Source organism: Janthinobacterium sp. GW821-FHT03C10, assembly GCF_059420865.1.
Window position 1 is genome coordinate 164,468 of sequence record NZ_JBWKUN010000009.1, and the last position, 19,563, is coordinate 184,030.

The 19,563-nt window shown below is 62.3% G+C and carries 20 protein-coding genes; all 20 read right to left on the reverse strand.

Going from position 1 to position 19,563, the window contains the following annotated elements; all coding sequences use genetic code 11:
• Positions 1-59: 59 nt before the first annotated feature.
• Entirely contained in the window at positions 60-1,256 is a 1,197-nt protein-coding gene (locus AC07VH_RS25745; RefSeq protein ID WP_099378511.1) for an acetyl-CoA C-acyltransferase, read from the reverse strand.
• Between the two features lie 60 nt (positions 1,257-1,316).
• Positions 1,317-1,763, reverse strand: coding sequence for a PaaI family thioesterase (locus tag AC07VH_RS25750; RefSeq protein ID WP_092802187.1), 447 nt, complete (start codon positions 1,761-1,763; stop codon positions 1,317-1,319).
• A gap of 62 nt (positions 1,764-1,825) precedes the next feature.
• Positions 1,826-4,225, reverse strand: a complete 2,400-nt coding sequence (locus tag AC07VH_RS25755) for a 3-hydroxyacyl-CoA dehydrogenase/enoyl-CoA hydratase family protein (protein WP_494788790.1) — start codon at positions 4,223-4,225, stop codon at positions 1,826-1,828.
• Between the two features lie 14 nt (positions 4,226-4,239).
• Complete coding sequence (locus tag AC07VH_RS25760; RefSeq protein ID WP_489629066.1) at positions 4,240-6,030, reverse strand: acyl-CoA dehydrogenase C-terminal domain-containing protein; 1,791 nt, start codon at positions 6,028-6,030, stop codon at positions 4,240-4,242.
• A 77-nt stretch (positions 6,031-6,107) separates the two neighbouring features.
• Positions 6,108-6,710: a TetR/AcrR family transcriptional regulator gene (locus tag AC07VH_RS25765; protein ID WP_086140281.1), complete on the reverse strand. Its 603-nt coding sequence runs from the start codon at positions 6,708-6,710 to the stop codon at positions 6,108-6,110.
• Positions 6,711-6,968: 258 nt separating this feature from the next.
• The gene (locus AC07VH_RS25770) at positions 6,969-7,358 is read right to left on the reverse strand and encodes an RNA-binding S4 domain-containing protein (RefSeq protein ID WP_494788789.1); all 390 of its coding nucleotides are present in this window, start codon (positions 7,356-7,358) and stop codon (positions 6,969-6,971) included.
• Positions 7,355-8,518, reverse strand: coding sequence for a cardiolipin synthase ClsB (gene clsB / locus AC07VH_RS25775; RefSeq protein ID WP_475417131.1), 1,164 nt, complete (start codon positions 8,516-8,518; stop codon positions 7,355-7,357). Before clsB ends, AC07VH_RS25770 begins: the two co-directional genes overlap by 4 nt.
• Before the next feature lie 9 nt (positions 8,519-8,527).
• Entirely contained in the window at positions 8,528-9,349 is an 822-nt protein-coding gene (locus AC07VH_RS25780; protein WP_475417130.1) for an endonuclease/exonuclease/phosphatase family protein, read from the reverse strand.
• Between the two features lie 71 nt (positions 9,350-9,420).
• Positions 9,421-9,723, reverse strand: coding sequence for a hypothetical protein (locus tag AC07VH_RS25785; RefSeq protein ID WP_494788788.1), 303 nt, complete (start codon positions 9,721-9,723; stop codon positions 9,421-9,423).
• Positions 9,724-9,796: 73 nt separating this feature from the next.
• Positions 9,797-10,090, reverse strand: coding sequence for a hypothetical protein (locus tag AC07VH_RS25790; RefSeq protein ID WP_494788787.1), 294 nt, complete (start codon positions 10,088-10,090; stop codon positions 9,797-9,799).
• 19 nt (positions 10,091-10,109) lie between these two features.
• Entirely contained in the window at positions 10,110-10,574 is a 465-nt protein-coding gene (gene nudB / locus AC07VH_RS25795; protein WP_494788786.1) for a dihydroneopterin triphosphate diphosphatase, read from the reverse strand.
• A gap of 84 nt (positions 10,575-10,658) precedes the next feature.
• Positions 10,659-12,455, reverse strand: coding sequence for an aspartate--tRNA ligase (aspS, locus tag AC07VH_RS25800; protein WP_070221635.1), 1,797 nt, complete (start codon positions 12,453-12,455; stop codon positions 10,659-10,661).
• A 69-nt stretch (positions 12,456-12,524) separates the two neighbouring features.
• Positions 12,525-13,166 carry a DUF502 domain-containing protein gene (locus AC07VH_RS25805; RefSeq protein ID WP_077398981.1) on the reverse strand — a complete coding sequence of 214 codons (642 nt, stop codon included), beginning with the start codon at positions 13,164-13,166 and terminating at the stop codon, positions 12,525-12,527.
• A 40-nt stretch (positions 13,167-13,206) separates the two neighbouring features.
• Positions 13,207-13,515 (reverse strand): FmdB family zinc ribbon protein, encoded by a 309-nt coding sequence (locus tag AC07VH_RS25810; protein WP_077398979.1) that lies wholly within the window; start codon positions 13,513-13,515, stop codon positions 13,207-13,209.
• Between the two features lie 91 nt (positions 13,516-13,606).
• Positions 13,607-14,209, reverse strand: a complete 603-nt coding sequence (locus tag AC07VH_RS25815) for a methyltransferase (RefSeq protein ID WP_494788785.1) — start codon at positions 14,207-14,209, stop codon at positions 13,607-13,609.
• Between the two features lie 19 nt (positions 14,210-14,228).
• The gene (gene ubiB, locus AC07VH_RS25820) at positions 14,229-15,800 is read right to left on the reverse strand and encodes a ubiquinone biosynthesis regulatory protein kinase UbiB (RefSeq protein ID WP_475417126.1); all 1,572 of its coding nucleotides are present in this window, start codon (positions 15,798-15,800) and stop codon (positions 14,229-14,231) included.
• The gene (locus tag AC07VH_RS25825; RefSeq protein WP_475417125.1) at positions 15,797-16,435 is read right to left on the reverse strand and encodes a ubiquinone biosynthesis accessory factor UbiJ; all 639 of its coding nucleotides are present in this window, start codon (positions 16,433-16,435) and stop codon (positions 15,797-15,799) included. The genes ubiB and AC07VH_RS25825 overlap by 4 nt, the downstream gene beginning before the upstream one ends.
• Positions 16,436-16,587: 152 nt before the next feature.
• Positions 16,588-17,526: a Tim44 domain-containing protein gene (locus AC07VH_RS25830; protein ID WP_494788784.1), complete on the reverse strand. Its 939-nt coding sequence runs from the start codon at positions 17,524-17,526 to the stop codon at positions 16,588-16,590.
• Between the two features lie 31 nt (positions 17,527-17,557).
• A complete protein-coding gene (ubiE, locus tag AC07VH_RS25835) occupies positions 17,558-18,292 on the reverse strand; it encodes a bifunctional demethylmenaquinone methyltransferase/2-methoxy-6-polyprenyl-1,4-benzoquinol methylase UbiE (protein WP_034753359.1) in 735 nt (244 codons plus the stop codon).
• A gap of 29 nt (positions 18,293-18,321) precedes the next feature.
• Positions 18,322-19,563: an RNA polymerase sigma factor gene (locus AC07VH_RS25840; protein WP_494788783.1), complete on the reverse strand. Its 1,242-nt coding sequence runs from the start codon at positions 19,561-19,563 to the stop codon at positions 18,322-18,324.

Genomic DNA, 19,563 nt, shown 5'->3' on the forward strand with positions numbered 1-19,563 from the left:
GGCACAGTGAGCATCGCAGGCCGCGAATCGCAACGCGCAGTAGCTTATGCCAGGTGTCATCAGACGCGCTCGAAGATGCCTGCTGCACCCATGCCGGCGCCCACGCACATCGTCACCATGCCGTACTTCTGCTTGGTGCGCTGCAGCGCGTGGATCACGGTGGCGGCGCGGATGGCGCCGGTGGCGCCCAGCGGGTGGCCCAGGGCGATCGCGCCGCCCATCGGGTTGACCTTCGATGGATCCAGGCCCAGGTCGCCGATCACGGCCAATGCTTGTGCGGCAAACGCTTCGTTCAGCTCGATCCAGTCCAGCTGGTCTTGCGTGATGCCGGCGGCGGCGCAGGCGGCTGGAATGGCGAATTTCGGACCGATGCCCATGATTTCCGGCGGCACGCCGCGCACGGCGAACGAGGAGAATTTCGCCAGCGGGGTCAGGTTATGCTCACGCAGGATTTTTTCGCTGACGATCAGCAGCGCGCCGGCGCCGTCGGACATCTGCGAGCTGTTGGCGGCCGTGACGCTGCCCTTGGCGGCGAACACGGGCTTCAGTTTTGCCAGCGACTCCATCGACGAATCGGCGCGCGCGCCTTCGTCGGTGTCGACGGTGCGGCGCGATACGTCCACCTGGCCGGTGGCCAGGTTCGGCGTGCGCGTGATGATTTCCACGGGTGTCGTTTCCGCCTTGAAGAAACCGGCTTGCTGCGCGGCGATGGCGCGGCGGTGCGATTCGACGGAGAACGCGTCCTGCTGTTCGCGCGACACTTTCCATTGCTGCGCCACTTTCTCGGCCGTCAGGCCCATGCCGTAGGCCATGCCGATGTTCTCGTCGCTGAACATGTCCAAGTTCATCGATGGATGGTGGCCCATCATCGGCACCATCGACATCGACTCGATGCCGCCGGCGATCATCACGTCGGCTTCGCCCACGCGGATGCGGTCAGCCGCCATGGCGATGGCCGTGATGCCCGAGGCGCAGTAGCGGTTGACGGTGACGCCACCGACGGTTTTCGGCAAGCCGGCCAGCAGCACCGAGTTACGCGCGATATTGAAGCCCTGCTCCGCTTCCGGGAACGAGCAGCCGATGATGGCGTCGGTGATCAATGCCGGGTCCAGGCCAGGCGCTTGCGCCAGGGCCGATTGCAGCACGCGCACCAGCAGGTCGTCCGGGCGGGTGTTTCTGAACATGCCGCGCGGCGCCTTGCCGATCGGGGTGCGGGTTGCAGAGACGATGTACGCGTCTTGAAGTTGTTTGCTCATTTTGTTCTTTCAAAGATGTTGAACGAGGTTCGTGTTCTGTCGAATGTCCTGGGTGGCGGTCTATCGCTTCTGCGACAGATACCAGTCCACCGTCACCTGTGCCGCCAGCGTGCCTTCGGCATCGAAAATATCGACCGCCACGGGAAACGCCACCTTGCCGTCCTGCGCCAGCTGCGCCTTCAAGGCAGCCAGGTCGCCCGGTACCCGGCCTTCGGCGCGCGTCGCGCCCCGGGCCACCTTCTGGTACTGAATGCGCGACTCCTTGGCCACCGGGCGCAAGCCCAGTATCAGCTCGGCGAAGCCGCCAGCCATGGCCGCGCCGGAAGCCGTTTCGGCCAGGGTAAACAAGGCGCCCGCATGCTGCGTGCCCAGGTGATTATGCAGTTTGGGATCGTCCGGCAGCGACACCTTCGAGGTGCCGGCGCCGATCTCGTCGATGCTGATCCCCAGCAGCCGCACGAAGGGCAAGGTGTCCATCATCTGTTGTTTGATACGGTCATACACCATGCTTGGCCTCACGCGCAGCAGTACTTTAAAAACAAGGGACAGGATCGTCATCGACGTTGTGCTTAGTTGCGTACCGGCTTACCGGTCTGCATCATGCCCATGATCCGTTCCTGGGTTTTCGGATGATTCAACAGCTCCAGGAATGCCTTGCGTTCCATATCCAGCAGCCACTGTTCGCTGACGAAACTGCCCTGGTCCACGTCGCCGCCCGATACGATCTCGGCGATCATCTCGCCCAGCTTGAAATCGTGCGCCGAAATGAAGCCGCCGTCGCGCATGTTGACCAGCTGCGCCTTGATGGTGCCCCAGCCGTAACGGCCCGTCACCTGGATCAGCGAAGGCAGTTGCGGACGGAAGCCCGCGTCGAACATGGCGCGCGCTTCGACCTTGGCCACGTGCAGCAGCTCGTAGGCGTTGAACACGATCACGTCGTCTTCCTTCAGGTAGCCCATTTTTTTCGCTTCCAGCGCCGATTTCGACACGTTGGCGGTGGCTGCGTTGGTGAAGCCCGTCTTCAGGAATTGCAGGATGTCGTTGCCCTTGGCTTCCTTGTAGGCGCGCTGCGCCGCTTCCTTCAAGCCGCCGCCGGCTGGAATCAGGCCCACGCCCACTTCCACCAGGCCGATATACGACTCGATCGAGGCCACGCGCTTCGATGCGTGCAGCGCCAGCTCGCAACCGCCGCCCAGTGCCAGGCCGGCGACCGCGGCGATCACCGGCACGTTCGCGTATTTCAGCGACATGAAGGTGTTCTGCAGTTCGGCGATGATCGGATCGACGGCTTTCACGCCGCCTTGCATGAAGGCCGGCAGGGCCGATTGCAGGTCGGCGCCGGCCGAGAAGGCGCCGCCTTCGGCCGCGTCGGCGTGCCAGATCACCAGGCCCTTGAAGTTTTTCTCCGCTTCGGCCAATGCCAGTTTCAGGCCGTTGATCACGCCTTCGCCGATCACGTGCATCTTGGTCTTGAACGAGATGATCAGCACATCGTCGCCCGTATGCCAGACGCGCACAGATTCGTCTTCGAAGACGGTGGTGCCGGCGGTCTTGCCGTCGATGGCGCCGCTGCCCAGCACGGGCGCGCGGAACTGCTGGCGGTCGTAGACGGACAGGTTAGAGCGTGGCACGAAGCTGTTCGACACGGCGGAATACGAACCTTCCGGCGTGTGCACGCCGCCTTTTTCAGCGACCGGGCCTTCGAATACCCAGGCAGGCAATGGCGCGTTGCACAGCGCGTGGCCGGCGTCGATGTCTTCCTTGACCCAGTTGGCCACTTGCAGCCAGTTCGATGCCTGCCACGTTTCAAACGGACCCACGTTCCAGCCGAAGCCCCAGCGCATGGCGAAGTCGATGTCACGCGCATTGTCGGCCACGGTGTCGAGGTGAATGGCGATGTAGTGGAAGGCGTCGCGGAAGATCGCCCACAGGAACTGGCCTTGCGGATTCGTCGATTCGCGCAGCGCCTTCATCTTCTTGACCGGATCCTTTTCTTTCAGGATGCGGGCGATGATGTCGGCCGCCTTGGCGCCGCCAGCGACGTATTCACCGGTGGCGAAGTCCAGGCGTTGGATTTCCTTGCCGACCTTCTTGTAGAAGCCCGCGCCGCTCTTCTGGCCCAGCGCGCCTTTTTCCACCAGCTGCGCCAGCACGGCCGGCGTCTTGTAGACGGCGGCGAACGGATCGTTCGGCAGGTAGTCCTGCATGGTCTTGATCACATGGCCCATGGTGTCCAGGCCGACCACGTCCGCCGTGCGGAAGGTACCCGACTTGGCGCGGCCCAGCTTGGAACCCGTCAGGTCATCGACGACGTCCACGGACAGGCCGAATTTTTCCGCTTCATGCACGATGGCCAGGATGCCGAACACGCCAACGCGGTTGGCGATGAAGTTCGGCGTATCCTTGGCGCGCACCACGCCCTTGCCCAGGGTGGTGGTCAGGAAGCCTTCCAGCTGGTCGGCGATTTCAGGCTTGGTGAACGCGGTCGGGATGATTTCGACCAGGTGCATATAGCGCGGCGGGTTGAAGAAGTGCACGCCGCAATAGCGCGATTTCAGGTCGGCGTCGAAGCCCTCGGCCAGCTTGGTGATCGACAGGCCCGAGGTGTTCGAGGCGAAGATCGCGTTCGGGCCGATGTGCGGGGCCACCTTCTGATACAGGTCGTGTTTCCAGTCCATGCGCTCGGCGATGGCTTCGATGATCAGGTCGCAACCGGCCAGCAGGTCCAGGTTGTCTTCGTAGTTGGCTACCTGGATCAGCGCGGCGTCATCCTTGTTGCCCAACGGCGCAGGCGACAGTTTTTTCAGGTTCTCGATGGCGCGCAGCACGATGCCATTCTTCGGGCCTTCCTTTGCCGGCAGGTCGAACAGCACGACCGGCACTTTCGCGTTGATGCAGTGGGCGGCGATCTGCGCGCCCATCACGCCGGCGCCGAGGACGGCTACTTTTTTAACGATGAAATTGGTCATATTTTCCTCAAGTCTTAGAACAGGTCTGCGTCGAGTGCCATCAGGTTGGCCGAACCGGAACGCGCCTGACGGATCAGGGTTGCCGTCTCAGGCTGCAAGCGGGCGAAGTAGAAACGTGCGGTAGCCAGTTTGGCGGTGTAGAACTTGTCGCCGCTGGATTCTTTTTCGAGGGCGATCTTGGCCATCTGCGCGAACAGATAGCTGTAGATCATGTGGCCGACGACGCGCAGGTAAGGCACGCAGGCCGCGCCCACTTCGTCCGGATTCTGGAAGGCCTTCATGCCGATTTCCATGGTCAGCTTGGTGACTTTGTCGCCCAGGTCGCCCAGTGGGGTGACGAATTCGCTCATCGCCTCATCGGTGCCGTTGTCTTCGACGAAGGCCTTGATCTTTTCGCCGAACTTGCGCAGCTTGGCGCCGTTGTCGCCCAGGATCTTGCGGCCCAACAGGTCCAGCGACTGGATCGTGTTCGTGCCTTCGTAGATCATGTTGATGCGCGCGTCGCGCACATACTGCTCCATGCCCCATTCCGAGATGTAGCCGTGGCCGCCGAACACTTGCATCGCGTCCGAGGTGGCGATCCAGGCGTTATCGGTGATGAAAGCCTTGATGACGGGCGTCAGCAGCGCCACTTCGTCGGCCGCGTCCTTGCGCACGTCGGCGTCCGGGTGGTGCAGTTCGCGGTCGATCTGCAGCGCCACGTACGAAGTGAAGGCGCGCGCGCCTTCGGCGTAGGCTTTGCCCGTCAACAGCATGCGGCGCACGTCAGGGTGCACGATGATGCGGTCGGCCGGCAGTTCCGGGTTCTTGATGCCGGACAGCGAACGCATTTGCGTGCGGTCCTTGGCATAGATCAGCGCGTTCTGGTAGGCGATTTCCGTCAGGCCCAGCGACTGCATGCCCACGCCCAGGCGGGCCGCGTTCATGAAGACGAACATGGCGTTGAGGCCCTTGTTCGGCTGGCCGATGATCCAGCCTTTCGCGCCGTCCAGGTTCATCTGGCAGGTCGAGTTGCCGTGGATGCCCATCTTTTCTTCGATGGCGCCGCAGGTGATCGGGTTGCGCTCGCCGACCGTGCCGTCCGCGTTCGGCAGGAATTTCGGTACCAGGAACAGCGAGATGCCTTTCGAGCCTTCCGGCGCGTCCGGCACGCGGGCCAGCACCAGGTGCAGGATGTTTTCCGCCATGTCGTGCTCGCCGGCCGAGATGAAGATCTTGTTGCCGGTGATGGTCCAGGAACCGTCCGCCTCAGGCAGCGCTTTCGAGCGCAGCAGGCCCAGGTCGGTGCCGCAGTGCGGCTCGGTCAGGCACATGGTGCCCGTCCATTCGCCCGACACCAGCTTCGGCAGGTAGACTTCCTTCTGGTGGTCGGTGCCGTGTTCCTTCAGGCACTCGTAGGCGCCGTGCGACAGGCCAGGGTACATGGACCAGGCCTGGTTAGACGAGTTCAGCATTTCATAGAACGAATTGTTCAGCACGACAGGCAAGCCCTGGCCGCCGTATTCCGGATCGCAAGCCAAGGCCGCCCAGCCGCCTTCGACGTACTGCTTGTAGGCTTCCTTGAAACCTTTCGGCGTGGTCACGCTTTTCGTGACGGGGTCGTGGTGGCAGCCTTCGCGGTCGCCGGAGTGGTTCAGCGGGAACAATACTTCGGAAGTGAATTTGCCGCCCTCTTCCAGCACCTGGTTGATGATGTCGGCGTCGACGTCGGCGTACGACGGCATTTGCTTCAGTTCTTCTTCCACTTGCAGGAACTCATGCAGGACGAATTGCATATCCCGGATTGGCGCGACGTATTGACCCATAATTTTCTCCTGAAGGCGATTAGCTAAAGTGTTGTACTTGTAGTGCGTGTGCGTTGTTGCGGATACTGCCTGACGGCTTATTTGCTTGTGACGCAATTCTGGTACGACGCCAGCAGGCGGATAAAGCCTGCTTGCGCCCGTTCGATGCTGCCCGGCACGCGCAGGAAGCGCGCGTCGTGATGCAGGGCCAGGATCAGGCCATACATCTCATACACCAGCTGCTGGGCGTCCGTGTCCGCTTTCAGGTCGCCCGTGGCGATCGATTGCTCGACACAGCGCAGCAGCGCGCCCTGCCAGGCCCGCACCATGGCCACCAGGGCCTCGCGGATGGGACCGGGACGGTCGTCATACTCGACGGCGCCGCTGATATAGATGCAGCCGGAAGCGATTTCCACGCTGACCCGCTTGACCCAGCGCGCAAACATCGATTGCAGGCGCTGGATGCCGCGCGGCTCTTTCATGCTTGGAAAAAAGACTTCTTGCTCGAAACGATAGTGGTAGAGCTTCAGCACTTCCATCTGCAAGTCTTCGCGCGAGCCGAAGTGGGCAAACACGCCCGACTTGCTCATGTTCATTTTGTCCGCAAGCAGCCCAATGGTCAGGCCTTCCAGGCCGTCGCGGCTGGACAGGTCCAGCGCCACGTCGAGGATGGCTGCACGGGTCAGTTCGCCCTTGCGCATGAATTTGACTGAAGTATTCAAGATGTCCGTTCTAAAAATGATGTTGCCGATTTGGCGGACTGAAGCGAGGGTAAAAAAAAAGCACGCCTCGAAAAAATCCGAACGCTCGTACTATTATCCACTACCACGTAAAAGTCAAACGGGAACTTTAGAGCCGGCGTTCTATTGGTGCAGCGCAGCATTTTTTGGCCGCGTGTTTGGATCGGTTTCAGGCGGCAAAAGCGCCGCGCGCCTTTGCCTTGCAGCAACAAGCACGCCTCAGGAAAGGTCGCCTGCCTTGCTCAATTGACGGCGGTCGCGCTTGGTCGGCCGCCCCTTGATGGTGGTGCCCGGCTCGCGGAACAGCTTGCGCTCCTCGGCCAGCTGCTCGCGGCGGGCGATGCTGGCCGGCGTTTCGCCGTACAGCAGGCGCGCCACGCTTGCCGCGCCGCGCTTGTCGGACAGGCGCAGCACGGCCACTTCCCACGTTTCCGCGCCATTGTCGATGGCCAGCTCGTCGCCCACGCGCAGACTGCGCGCCGGTTTCACGCGCTCGCCGCCCACCTTGACCTTGCCCGTGTCGACCGCTTCGCTGGCCAGCGAGCGCGTCTTGAAGAAGCGCGCCGCCCACAGCCATTTGTCCAGCCTGACCGTTGTCATATCACTCATGCGTACTTGCCTACTGAAAAAATGCGCATCACCAGCCGGTACGCGAGGAACGCGGCTTCGTAGCCGATGCGCCGGAAGCGGCCGATGTGCTTGAAATCGTCCTGGTGGATCACGATGCCGTCGGCCACGCCCTGCTCGATGTGCTGGCGCAGGCTTTGTGCGAAGGCCACGTCCTTGATCACCACGTTCGCTTCCTGGTTCAAAAACAGGCTCAGCGCGTCAATATTGCTCGACCCCACCGTCGCCCAGTCATCGTCGACGACGGCCACCTTGGCGTGCAGCTGCGTCTTGCGGTATTCGACGATTTTGACGCCGGCGGCCAGCAGCTTCGGATAAAACGAGTGCGCCACGGCATCCTGCATGCGGAATTCGCCCACGCCGATCAGCAACACCACGTCGACGCCCCGCTGGGCCGCCTGGGCCAGGGCGTGGCGCAGCTTGTGCCCGGGCGCGAAATACGGGTTGGCCAGCATCACGCTTTTCCTCGCCTGGCCCAGCGCCTGCAGGTAGGCGCGCTGGATGGTGCGGCGGTTGCGCAGGTTGTCGCGCACGACAAAGCCGGCCACGACAGGGTTCTTCGCCAGCTCCTTGCTGACGACGCGCATCTTGCGGTACAGCTTGATACGCCGCACCAGGTTCATCTTGCCCAGACGCGCCCACTGCGCCTGCACCTCTTCATGGATGGCGTCCACCAGCGGGCCCTTCACCTGCACGGCGAAATCCCAGCGCGGCGCTTCCAGGCTGATGTTGTGGTCGTAGTCGCAAAACATGTCGTCGTTGATATTGATGCCGCCCACCAGGGCGATCTCGCCATCGGCCACGCAGATCTTGCGGTGCGTGCGCGTGATGCCGCGCCGGAACCACGGGTTAAAGATACGGTGGTGCACGCCGGCCGCTTCCAGCTGCGCATGCATGGCATTGACCCGGCGGTTGCCCGTGCCGAACCAGTCCGTGATCATGCACACCAGCACGCCGCGCGCGGCCGCCCGCTTCAGGGCGTCGAGCACCAGGGTGCCCGTGGCGTCGTCGGCAAAGATATACGTCTCGAAATACACTTCCGAGCGCGCGCCATCGATGGCCGCAATCAGGGCAGGAAAGTAATCGGTGCCGCAATACAGCAGCTGGATGTCGTTGTGGGCGATGAAGTTGACTGTGCGCATGCCGGCAGTCTACGCGAGTTTCAAAGCGGCAACTATCGGCGCGTGGTCCGATAATTTGGCCCACAAGGTGCCATGCATCACTTGCGCGCCTTCCACGTGGAAACCGCGCACATAGATGCGATCCAGGCGGAACCACGGCAAGGCGGCGGGAAAGGTGCGCGCCGGCACGGGTGTCGGCGTTTTCGTCTGCCGCCGCGCCAGGGTGCGCACGAGGTCGCCCAGGGCCGAGTTCGACGCCCGCTGGTCGAACACTTCCACCACGCCCAGCGCATTGCGCAGCTTGTCGCTGAGCGTATTGCGCCAGTCGTTGAAATCGCCGGCAATGATGACGGGCTCGCCGTTTGGCGCCGATTCCATGACGGCGTCGATCAGCGCCTGCGTCTGCCGGCCCCGTCCCGACTCGAACAGGCCCAGGTGGACCACGTAGCAGTGCACGTCGGCCTGCGGCGTCTTGAGCACGCAATGCAGGATACCGCGCTGCTCGTAGGCATGGTCGGAGACGTCGTGGTTGGTTTGCGAGGCGATGGGGAATTTGCTGAGCAAGGCGTTGCCATGGTGGCCATGGTCGTACACGGCATTCATGCCGTAGGCGGAATGGTGTTCGGCGCCGGCAAAGAACTCGTGCTGCGACGCTTCCGGCCAATGCTTGTGACCGTTTTTCTCGGCGCCATAGCGGGCCGCATTGCGGTCGTGCTTGCCTTGCACCTCTTGCAGGAACACGACATCGGCATGGAACAGGGCGATCGCCTGCTTCAATGCGTGGACTCTGGGCAAGCCCCGCACGGAAGAGACGCCCTTGTGGATATTATAAGTTGCTACGCGGATTTTCATGCATGGATTCTACTCCCAGACGGGCCCCGCGCGGCGCCAGCGTAGGTGCGCGTGCGCACCCAAGTCCCACTTTATCTGCCTGCAGCCGACAGCAGCAGACTACTTGCGGCACTGATGCTGCCGACGACGGAGCCTGTCACCCACAAGCCCTTCACGAGGCTGGGCGCGCTGCTCCAGCTGAACGGCCCGCGTCCGCCAGCAAAGAAACGCGGATGCAGCAAGAATCCCAGCATCAGCAAGGGCAAGCCCGCCTGCGGAAAACTGACAAGCGGCTGCTCGGAAAAACAGACGGCATACAGGCTGCCACAGACCCAAGACAGGAACAGCACGCTGATCATGCGCTGCCGTAAAGAAAGTTGAGACCAATTCAGCATGCCATCCTTTCGTCATCGCTGACTTTGTTATTCATCGCGAAATGTTGCTGGGCAATCGTTCACTATCGGGCGCTCAAGCCAGCATGCGTCCCACGCCCGCCGTCACGCTGACGATCAGCGCGGTAATGCCGGCCGCCCAGACGATCTTGACCAGCAACGGCGCGCCGCGCCAGGCCACGGTGCGCTTGCCCTTGGCAAACGCGCCCGGATGCAGCAGCCAGCCGATCGCCATCAGCGGCATGCCGATGGGCGGCGTGCGGCCGGGCACGGTGGAGCTAAACAGCAGGAAGATAAAGCACAGGCAAAAAACGATGCCCAGGGTGCCCAGCAGTTTTTGCTGCGCAGTCAATTGTAACCAGTTCAACATGGAATGCTCTCTAGAAAAATCAGGTGGGGCGCGCCAGGCCCGTCATGGCCGGCAATTGCAGAATCGCTTCCGCGTTGGAAGAGGAGAAACAGCGGTCGGCCGCCGCCAGATAAGGCAGCCACGCGTACTGCAAGTGTTCGCGGGGGCTCAGAGTGATGGCGATGTCGCGCGGCACTTGCACGCTGAACACGTGTTCCGTATTGCGCGTCACACCGGGCGCATAGCGGTGGCGCCAGATCGGATAGATCTCGTACACATTCGACAAGTTCCAGTCGCGCAGCACGATATCGTGCCCATCGGCAACGATGCCCGTTTCCTCGCACAATTCGCGCGCGGCCGTCTGCAGCAGCGGCTCATCGACGGCGTCGACGGAACCCGTCACCGATTGCCAGAAGCCGGGCTGGCCCGCGCGTTCGATCAGCAAGACCTCAAGGTCAGCCGTATGAATGACGACCAGCACGGAAACAGGAATTTTATGAGTCATATCAACAATGAAAAAGGCGCCACGACAGCGCCTTTTTTTGCATAGTGGATCAAACAGCGGCCGCCGGGGCAGCCGCATGCTTCATTACACTACTTTAGGCTCGGCGCTGCGCAAACGGATGTGCAGTTCACGCAATTGCTTCTCGTCCACTTCCGACGGCGCATGGGTCAGCAAGTCTTGCGCGCGCTGGGTTTTCGGGAAGGCGATCACGTCGCGGATCGATTCGGAACCCGTCATCATGGTCACGATACGGTCCAGGCCGAATGCCAGGCCGCCATGCGGTGGCGCGCCGTATTGCAGGGCGTCGAGCAGGAAGCCGAACTTCAGCTGCGCTTCTTCGGCGTCGATCTTCAACGCGCGGAAAACCTTCGACTGCACTTCTTCGCGGTGGATACGGATCGAACCGCCGCCCAGTTCCCAGCCGTTCAAGACCATGTCGTAGGCCTTGGCGATGCAGGCGCCCGGATCGCTTTCCAGCATGTCTTCATGGCCGTCTTTCGGCGCCGTGAATGGATGGTGGGTCGCCGTCCAGCGGTCCGCTTCTTCGTCGTGCTCGAACATCGGGAAGTCGACCACCCACAATGGCTTCCACACGTCTTCGAACAGGCCGGCTTTCTTGCCGAACTCGCTGTGACCGATCTTCACGCGCAGCGCGCCGATGGCGTCGTTGACGACCTTGGCCTTGTCGGCGCCGAAGAAGATCAGGTCGCCGTCTTGCGCGCCCGTCTGCTCGAGGATCGTGGCCAGCACGTCGGCAGGCAGGAACTTGACGATCGGCGACTGCAAGCCTTCAGGACCCTTGGCTTTCTCGTTGACCTTGATGTAAGCGAGGCCCTTGGCGCCGTAGATGGCGACGAATTGCGTGTAGGCATCGATTTCCGAACGGGGCATGCTGCCGCCTTGCGGTACGCGAAGGGCCACCACGCGGCCGCCTTTCATGTTGGCGGCGCCGTTGAAGACCTTGAACTCGACCGACTTCATGACTTCGGTCAAGTCCGTGAAGGCCAGCTTGACGCGCATGTCCGGCTTGTCGGAACCGTACAGGCCCATCGCCTCGGCGAAATCCATCACCGGGAACGGGTTCGGCAGGTCGATGTTCAGGGTGTTCTTGAAGACGACGCGGATCATGTCTTCGAACAGGTCGCGGATTTCCTGTTCCGTCAGGAATGAGGTTTCGCAATCGATCTGCGTGAATTCAGGCTGGCGGTCGGCGCGCAAGTCTTCGTCGCGGAAGCACTTGGTGATCTGGTAGTAACGGTCGAAGTTAGCGACCATCAACAGTTGCTTGAACAACTGTGGCGATTGCGGCAAGGCGAAGAAGCTGCCCGCGTTCACGCGCGACGGCACCAGGTAGTCGCGCGCGCCTTCAGGCGTCGACTTGGTCAGCATCGGCGTTTCGATGTCGATGAAGCCCAGCGCGTCGAGGTACTTGCGCACTTCCATCGTCACCTTGTAGCGCAGGCGCAGGTTGTTCTGCATTTGCGGGCGGCGCAGGTCCAGCACGCGGTGCGTCAGACGCGTCGTTTCCGACAGGTTGTCGTCGTCCAGCTGGAACGGCACGGGCACGGACGGGTTCAGCACTTCCAGCTCCGAGCAGACCACTTCGATCTTGCCCGACTTCAGGTTGTTGTTGATCGTGCCTTCGATACGGTTGGTGACGACGCCCGTCACGCGCAGGCAGAATTCGTTGCGCACGGCTTCGGCGACCTTGAACATCTCCGCTTGTTCCGGGTTGCAGACGATTTGCACCAGGCCTTCACGGTCGCGCAAGTCGATGAAAATCAGGCTGCCGTGGTCGCGGCGGCGATGTACCCAGCCGCACAGGCTGACGGTTTGTCCCAGCATGGCTTCGGTAACGAGGCCGCAGTATTCAGTACGCATAGACATAAAATTCTCAGTTCAGGTTAGTGAGTGTTCAATCCGGCCACGTCCCGCATGGGACGCCTGCCTTTATTCTTTGGCTGCCGGGGCCGGTACAGCAACAACTTCCGCAGGCGCCACCACGCCCATCGAGACGATATATTTGAGCGCCGCATCGACGCTCATGTCGAGTTCAACGACATCGCTGCGCTTCATCATCAGGAAAAAGCCTGACGTCGGGTTCGGCGTCGTCGGCACGTACACGCTGACATAGTCGCCCACCAGGTGGTTCGCCGCATCGCCGCCCGGCACGCCCGTCAGGAAAGCGATGGTCCAGGAGTTCTGGTGCGGATACGGCACCAGCACGGCCTTGCGGAAGGCATTGCCCGACGGGGAAAACAGGGTATCCGACACTTGCTTGACGCTCGAATACAGGGAATTGACGATGGGTATGCGTTGAAGCAATTTTTCCCACAGTTTCACCACGTAATTGCCGACCAGGTTATTCGTCAGCAAGCCCGTGAAGAACACGATCAGCACCGTCAATACCGTGCCCAGGCCGGGAATGGTGCTCAGCGCGGGAATCTGGCGGCCGAACCAGACGCTGGGCTGCGTACTGCCGGGCACCAGCAACAGCGACTGGTCCATCGTGCTGATCACCAGATTCAGGACCCAGGCGGTAATGGCCAGGGGCACCAAAATCAGTAATCCGGTAATAAAATATTTACGCATCGGTTTCTCGGTAATGGATCGTATCGGCGCGGCGCGCTTTTCAGTCCGCTTTCGGCGCAGCGGCAGCCGGGGCGGGCGCAGGCGCAGCAGCAGGCGCGCTCTCGGCGGCCGGGGCGGGCTTGGCGTTATCGGCCGGGCCCGTCGGAATGGCCGTGGTGGGCGCCGTGCCGCCACGGAAATCGGTCGCGTACCAGCCGGTGCCCTTCAATTGGAAACCGGCGGCCGTCAATTGTTTCTTGAAACTGGGCTTGCCGCACGACAGGCACACCGTCAGTACTGGATCGGAGATCTTTTGCAAGACATCCTTGGCAAAACCACACTCGTCACAACGGTAAGCGTAAATCGGCATCTCTACTCCGAGAAAATCATCAAAAACCCTGAATTATAAAGCTTTTCCGCCATTCCCAGCGGAAAATGCCCGCCCGCCCGGCCTGTCAGGCTCAGTCCGCCCGGCGGCGCCAGCTCATCCAGCGCTCCTTGCCGGCGAAGACGGCGATGGAATCATCGACGGCTTCGTCGGCCAGGCAGTCGAAATGCGGCGCCAGCAATTCCTGTAGTTTCTCCCGCGAAATGCCGAACGGCGGCCCCTTGACATTGTCGTCAAAGAAAAAGTAGCCGGCCAGCATGGCGCCCGGCGCCAGCAGCTGCGCCCAGCGGGCCGCCACCTGCGGCCACATGGCGCGCGGCATGGCGCACAAAAACGCCCGTTCATAGATCAGGTCCAAGGGCGCGGCTGGCTGCCAGGCAAAGAAATCCGCTTCCACCACCTGCCCTGCCCGCTCGCCCAGCTGGCCGCGCGCGGCGGCCACGGCGGCCGGCGAAAAGTCGATGGCCGTGGCATCCCAGCCCTGGTCGAGCATGAAAACCAGTTCATACGCGGAGCCGCAGCCGGGAATCAGGCAGCGCAGCGGCGCCGGACTGCCGGCCACGAAGCTGCGCAGGCGGGACGGCACGCCGCCATGGTCCCAGGGCGTGAATTGCTTCTCGAAACGCTCGTCCCAGAAGGCGGGCGAGAGCGGGTCGCGGTTGTGGAAGTCAGCCATCACTTACGTCCTGATCCAGTTAAAACGGCAGTTGATGCCAGCGCATGAACACTTGCAAGCCCAGCGCGCCGAGGGCGAAGGCGCCGACAAAGTACACGATAAAGCTCAGCAAGCGGTTCGTCTGGCGTTGTTCCGCCAGCAAGGTTTTCATCAATTCCACGTCGTTTTCACGCGGTTCGCCATGCACGGTCAAGGCCTGGTGCAACAAGCGCGGCAGTTGCGGGAAGATGTGCGCGTAACGGGGCGCCTCGGCGCGCAAACGCTCCATGAAGCCTTGCGGCCCCACCTGGTTGCTCATCCATTTTTCCAGGTAGGGCTTGGCCGTTTGCCACAGGTCCAGTTCCGGGTCCAGCTGGCGGCCCAGGCCTTCGATATTGAGCAGGGTCTTTTGCAGCAGCACCAGTTGCGGCTGCACTTCCACGTTGAAGCGGCGCGAGGTCTGGAACAGCCGCAGCAACACTTGCCCAAAAGAAATATCTTTCAGCGGACGGTCGAAGATCGGCTCGCAGCAGGCGCGCACGGCCGCTTCCAATTCATCGACACGCGTATCTTTCGGCGCCCAGCCCGATTCGATGTGCGCCTCGGCCACGCGCTTGTAGTCGCGGCGGAAGAAGGCGAGGAAGTTTTGCGACAGATAATCCTTGTCGTAGTCATTCAACGTTCCCACGATGCCGAAGTCGAGCGCGATGTAGCGGCCGAACGAGTCGGGCGCGATCGACACGAGGATATTACCCGGGTGCATGTCTGCATGGAAAAAGCCATCGCGGAACACTTGCGTGAAGAAAATTTCCACGCCATCGCTGGACAGTTTGCGCAAATCCACGCCGGCCGCCACCAGGCGGTCCGTCTGCGACACGGGAATACCAACCATGCGCTCCATGACGATGACGCTGCTGGAACAGTAATCCCAGTGCATTTCCGGCACCAGCAGCAAGTCCGAGTTGGCGAAATTGCGGCGCAACTGGCTGGCGTTGGCCGCCTCGCGCATCAGGTCCAGCTCGTCGTGCAGGTATTTGTCGAACTCGCCCACCACTTCCTTGGGTTTCAAGCGTTTGCTGTCGGCCCACAGCCGGCTGATCCAGTCGGCGGCGATGTGCATCAGGGCCACGTCTTCGTCGATCAGCTTTTTCATGCCTGGACGCAAGACCTTCACGGCCACCGCGCGGCCATCTTTCAGGGTGGCGAAGTGCACCTGCGCAATCGAGGCGGACGCCACCGGTTCGCGCTCGAAGCTGGCAAACAATTGATCCGGGTGCGCACCGAGCGACTTGGTGATTTGCGCAATGGCCAGGTCGGAATCGAAGGGCGGCACGCGGTCTTGCAGGCGCGCCAGTTCTTCGGCGATATCGGGCGGCATCAGGTCGCGCCGGGTCGACAGCACCTGGCCGAACTTGACGAAGATCGGGCCCAGCTCTTCCAGTGCCAGGCGCAGGCGCAAGCCCCGTGGCGACGACAGGTCGCGCCAGAAAATCAGGGTGTCGATCAATTTGGCGGTGCGGGGAACTTGCAGACCAGAAATCGCTATCTCATCCAGGCCGTACTTGATGGAAACACGGATGATTTTAAACAGGCGCAGGAATTTCAATATCATGTAGACAAATCCGGTGAGGAGGACTGCGGCTGAACGGCGGCGGCCGCCTTTTCCAGCCGGGCAAGACGCTTGGCCAGGCGTTCGACGTCATCGCGCACGCGCGTCACGCCAGCGGAATACTCTTGCAGGGTAGCAGGACGGATCAGCATGGGCTGTTCGTCGAGAAAATATTCGGCCACGTTTTCCGCCAGCTTTTGCTGGCCCGTGCGCACGAAGGCGGCGGCATCTTTCGCACCGGCAACGAGACGCGTGGCCAGCATGGGGCCGACGATCTTTTCCAGGTCGTGCTCGGCTTCCCAGCGCAAGCCCTGGCTCAATTGCGAAATCGCATTGGCAAACTCGGCATCGCCTTCGATCTTGACGTAGGAAAACGCCCGCTCGCGGTTTTGCAGGATCAGCGGCACATCGGACAATTTGACGCGAATGGTCACATTGGCAACTACGTCCGCCGGTGCCGCCTCCAGCATGCCGGCGCTGTCGACGCGCAGGCGCAGGGTTACGGCGCCCGTGTCGATGCAGGCCAGCTTGCCGGCGTGCACGGCCAGCTGCTGGCGCGCCCACGGCTCCTGCGCCAGTAAATGGTTGATAGTCGCGATGACGGGCGTCATCAGGGAGAGATCGGAAAGTGGTGCCATCGTGTGCCTGCGCGCCAAACGCGCCCCTAAAAATGAAAAACCGCCCGTACAACAACGCGGGCGGTTTCGATCTTACCAGTTCAGCAGGAAATATCTGTCAAGCATCATGCATTCCGCATGGACTTAAGCCATTATTCAGCAAGTTTTTACAATTAATTCAATTGCTGGATGCCTGCCAGGACCCAGCCGCTGTTGCCGCTGACGGGTTTCGACATATTCCACACTTCCGAAAACGGCTCGGCCGCGGCGCCCGGCGCCGAACGGATCAGGCCCGTAAACTTGACGCTGGCCAGGTAATCGTTGACGCTCGTCTCGATACCGAGCAGTTCGGCATCGATGGTAACGACGTCCGTAAAGTCCGGCTGCGCGCCCCGTTCCTGGATTTGCATGCGCAGTTCCGCATACACTTCCGGCGACGTGAATTCGCGGATATCGTTGACGTCAGCCTTGTCCCAGGCCGCCTGCAGGCGAATGAAATTGCTTTTCGCGTGGCGCAGGAAGGCATCCTTGTCGAAGTCGCCTGGCACGCCCCATGGCGCGGCAGCCGGTGCCGGCTTGTCCAGGCCGACGCCGGACGAGACGGGTTGCAGCGGCGGCAGCGGCGGGATGCGCGAACCGATGTCGGGCACGTTGCCGGCCGGCGCAGGCTGGTTGCCGAAGCCGGCGAACGGCGCATTGCCGGCGTTGCTGTCGCGCTTGCCGCGCACCATGCGGTAGATGAAGAAGGCCACGCCGGCCAGCAAGGCCACCATCAGCAGGGTGCTGATCATGCTGGCCAGGGCGCCGCCCAGGCCAAAATGCGACAGCAGCGCGCCCAGACCCAGGCCCAGCAGTGCGCCGCCCAGCAAGCCTTTCCAGCGGCTCGGCGCCTTGGCGGCCGGTGCCGGTGCGGGAGCCGGCGCAGGTTGTGCCTGGCGCGGCGCGGCGGCCGGCGCCGGGGCGGGTGCCGGTGCGGGCGCCTGGCGACCCACGTTTTGCGACTGGCGGCCAAACGAACGGCCACCGCCCATGGGACGGGCCAGCGCCTCGCCCAGCATGGATACCGTGGTCGCGGCCAGCATCATGCCGACCATAAATTTCTTCAATTTCATTCCATCTCCTAAAATCACCAACGTTGATGCATTACATCTTGATACCGGTGTGCAAAGCGGCAATGCCTGCCGTCAAATTGTAGTACTGCACGCGCTCCAGGCCCGCCGTTTCCATCATGGTCTTCAAGGTTTCCTGGTCAGGGTGCATACGGATCGATTCGGCCAGGTAGCGATAGCTTTCCGCGTCGCCGGCGATTTTCTGTCCAAACCACGGCAAGACGGAGAACGAATACAGGTCGTACGGCTTTTGCAGGGGCGCCGCCACCTTGGAAAACTCCAGCACCAGCAGCTTGCCGCCCGGCTTCAGCACGCGGCGCATTTCCGCCAGCGCCACATCCTTGTGCGTCATGTTGCGCAGGCCAAAGGCCACGCTGACGCGGTCGAAATAGTTATCGGGGAATGGCAGTTTTTCCGCGTCACACAATAAGGTGGGGGTGAGCAAGCCGCGATTCAAGAGGCGGTCGCGGCCCACGCGCAACATCGATTCATTGATATCGGTCAACCAGACTTCGCCGGTAGGGCCCGCCTGCTTGGCGAATGCCTTCGACAGGTCGCCCGTGCCGCCGGCGATGTCGAGCACCTTGAAACCGGGGCGCACGCCCGCGTTGGCGATGGTGAACGTCTTCCACAGACGGTGCAGCCCGCCCGACATCAAGTCGTTCATCACGTCGTATTTGGCAGCGACGGAATGGAACACCTTGGCGACTTCGCGCACTTTGTCGTCTTCTGCAACTGTTTTGTATCCGAAATGGGTCGTATTGGTCATGGTAGGCAGTCTGTTTGAACTTGCATGCATTATACAAGCGGCAGGCGCATTTCCCCGTGACGCCGGAGAAGGTATTGCCTTTCCACCGCATTCGAAGCCAGCATTGCTGCCCGCGCATACGCGGCCAGCGCCCCGGGCCGGTCGCCCTGGCGGCGCAGCAGGTCGGCCCTGGCCGCGTGCAGATAATGCGAGTTGGCCAGGCTGGGCACGGTTTCCAGCCGCGCCAGCCACGCCAGCCCGTGTTCGGCGCCGTGCGCCATGGCACAGGCGATCACGGCATTGAGCAAGATCATGGGTTCCGGCTTATGCCGCAGCAAGGCGCCGTACAGGACGTGGATCTGGCGCCAGTCCGTCTGGCTGGCCGTGACGGCCTTGGCGTGCAAGGCGGCAATCGCCGCCTGCAGCTGGTATGGCCCCGGCGCGCGCGCCGGCAGGGCCAGTTCCAGCATGGCCAGTCCCTCGGCAATCAAGTCCGCCTGCCACAGGCCGCGGTCCTGCTCTTCCAGGGTCAGCAACTGGCCTGCGGGCGAGAGGCGTGCCGGGCCGCGCGACGCCTGCAACAGCAGCAAGGCCAATAAGCCCTGCACTTCCGGCTGGCCAGGCTGCAGGCTGTCGAGCAGCCGTCCCAGGCGCAGCGCTTCCACCCACAGGTCGGCGCGCAGCAAGCTATCGCCGCCGCTGGCGCAATAGCCTTCGCTGAACACCAGATAGATGACATGCTGCACTTGCGCCAGCCGTTGCGGCCAATCCTGGGCCGGCGGCAATTCGAAAGGGATGCGCGCTTCGGCAATCTTGCGCCTGGCGCGCAAGAGCCGCTGCGACAGGGCCGCTTCCGCCACGCCGAAGGCGCGCGCGATCTCAGCAGTGGACAGGCCACACAGGGTGCGCAAAGCCAGCGCCACCTGCGCCTCGGGCGCCAGCGCGGGATGGCAGCAGATGAACAGCAGGCGCAGGCGGTCGTCCTCGATGGCTTGCGTTTCATCAAGCATGGCGGCCGGCAGGCAGGACAGCACGGCCTCGGCCTCGCTGACGCTCTTGCCCGCGCGGCGCACATGGTCGAGGCCCGCATTGCGCGCCACCGAGCTGAGCCAGGCGGCGGGATTGGACGGGATGCCCGCCTGCGGCCATAGTTCCAGCGCCTTGCGGCACGCTTCCTGCAACACATCTTCCGCCAGGCCCAGGTCGCCGAAGCGCCGCATCAGGCCGGCCAACACCCTGCCCTTTTCCTGGCGAAAGACATGCTCGACGGCCGCAATGGCGTCGCCGCCCAT

What these genes read in the sequence shown, in the direction of transcription:
- ubiE (WP_034753359.1), bottom strand. Translation starts at nt 18,292, where the DNA reads ATGACCAATACGACCCATTTCGGATACAAAACAGTTGCAGAAGACGAC.
- AC07VH_RS25840 (WP_494788783.1), bottom strand. Translation starts at nt 19,563, where the DNA reads ATGGGCGGCGACGCCATTGCGGCCGTCGAGCATGTCTTTCGCCAGGAA.
- AC07VH_RS25830 (WP_494788784.1), bottom strand. Translation starts at nt 17,526, where the DNA reads ATGAAATTGAAGAAATTTATGGTCGGCATGATGCTGGCCGCGACCACG.
- AC07VH_RS25785 (WP_494788788.1), bottom strand. Translation starts at nt 9,723, where the DNA reads ATGCTGAATTGGTCTCAACTTTCTTTACGGCAGCGCATGATCAGCGTG.
- aspS (WP_070221635.1), bottom strand. Translation starts at nt 12,455, where the DNA reads ATGCGTACTGAATACTGCGGCCTCGTTACCGAAGCCATGCTGGGACAA.
- nudB (WP_494788786.1), bottom strand. Translation starts at nt 10,574, where the DNA reads ATGACTCATAAAATTCCTGTTTCCGTGCTGGTCGTCATTCATACGGCT.
- AC07VH_RS25745 (WP_099378511.1), bottom strand. Translation starts at nt 1,256, where the DNA reads ATGAGCAAACAACTTCAAGACGCGTACATCGTCTCTGCAACCCGCACC.
- AC07VH_RS25750 (WP_092802187.1), bottom strand. Translation starts at nt 1,763, where the DNA reads ATGGTGTATGACCGTATCAAACAACAGATGATGGACACCTTGCCCTTC.
- AC07VH_RS25770 (WP_494788789.1), bottom strand. Translation starts at nt 7,358, where the DNA reads ATGAGTGATATGACAACGGTCAGGCTGGACAAATGGCTGTGGGCGGCG.
- AC07VH_RS25760 (WP_489629066.1), bottom strand. Translation starts at nt 6,030, where the DNA reads ATGGGTCAATACGTCGCGCCAATCCGGGATATGCAATTCGTCCTGCAT.
- AC07VH_RS25790 (WP_494788787.1), bottom strand. Translation starts at nt 10,090, where the DNA reads ATGTTGAACTGGTTACAATTGACTGCGCAGCAAAAACTGCTGGGCACC.
- AC07VH_RS25765 (WP_086140281.1), bottom strand. Translation starts at nt 6,710, where the DNA reads ATGCGCAAGGGCGAACTGACCCGTGCAGCCATCCTCGACGTGGCGCTG.
- AC07VH_RS25805 (WP_077398981.1), bottom strand. Translation starts at nt 13,166, where the DNA reads ATGCGTAAATATTTTATTACCGGATTACTGATTTTGGTGCCCCTGGCC.
- clsB (WP_475417131.1), bottom strand. Translation starts at nt 8,518, where the DNA reads ATGCGCACAGTCAACTTCATCGCCCACAACGACATCCAGCTGCTGTAT.
- AC07VH_RS25810 (WP_077398979.1), bottom strand. Translation starts at nt 13,515, where the DNA reads ATGCCGATTTACGCTTACCGTTGTGACGAGTGTGGTTTTGCCAAGGAT.
- ubiB (WP_475417126.1), bottom strand. Translation starts at nt 15,800, where the DNA reads ATGATATTGAAATTCCTGCGCCTGTTTAAAATCATCCGTGTTTCCATC.
- AC07VH_RS25780 (WP_475417130.1), bottom strand. Translation starts at nt 9,349, where the DNA reads ATGAAAATCCGCGTAGCAACTTATAATATCCACAAGGGCGTCTCTTCC.
- AC07VH_RS25815 (WP_494788785.1), bottom strand. Translation starts at nt 14,209, where the DNA reads ATGGCTGACTTCCACAACCGCGACCCGCTCTCGCCCGCCTTCTGGGAC.
- AC07VH_RS25825 (WP_475417125.1), bottom strand. Translation starts at nt 16,435, where the DNA reads ATGGCACCACTTTCCGATCTCTCCCTGATGACGCCCGTCATCGCGACT.
- AC07VH_RS25755 (WP_494788790.1), bottom strand. Translation starts at nt 4,225, where the DNA reads ATGACCAATTTCATCGTTAAAAAAGTAGCCGTCCTCGGCGCCGGCGTG.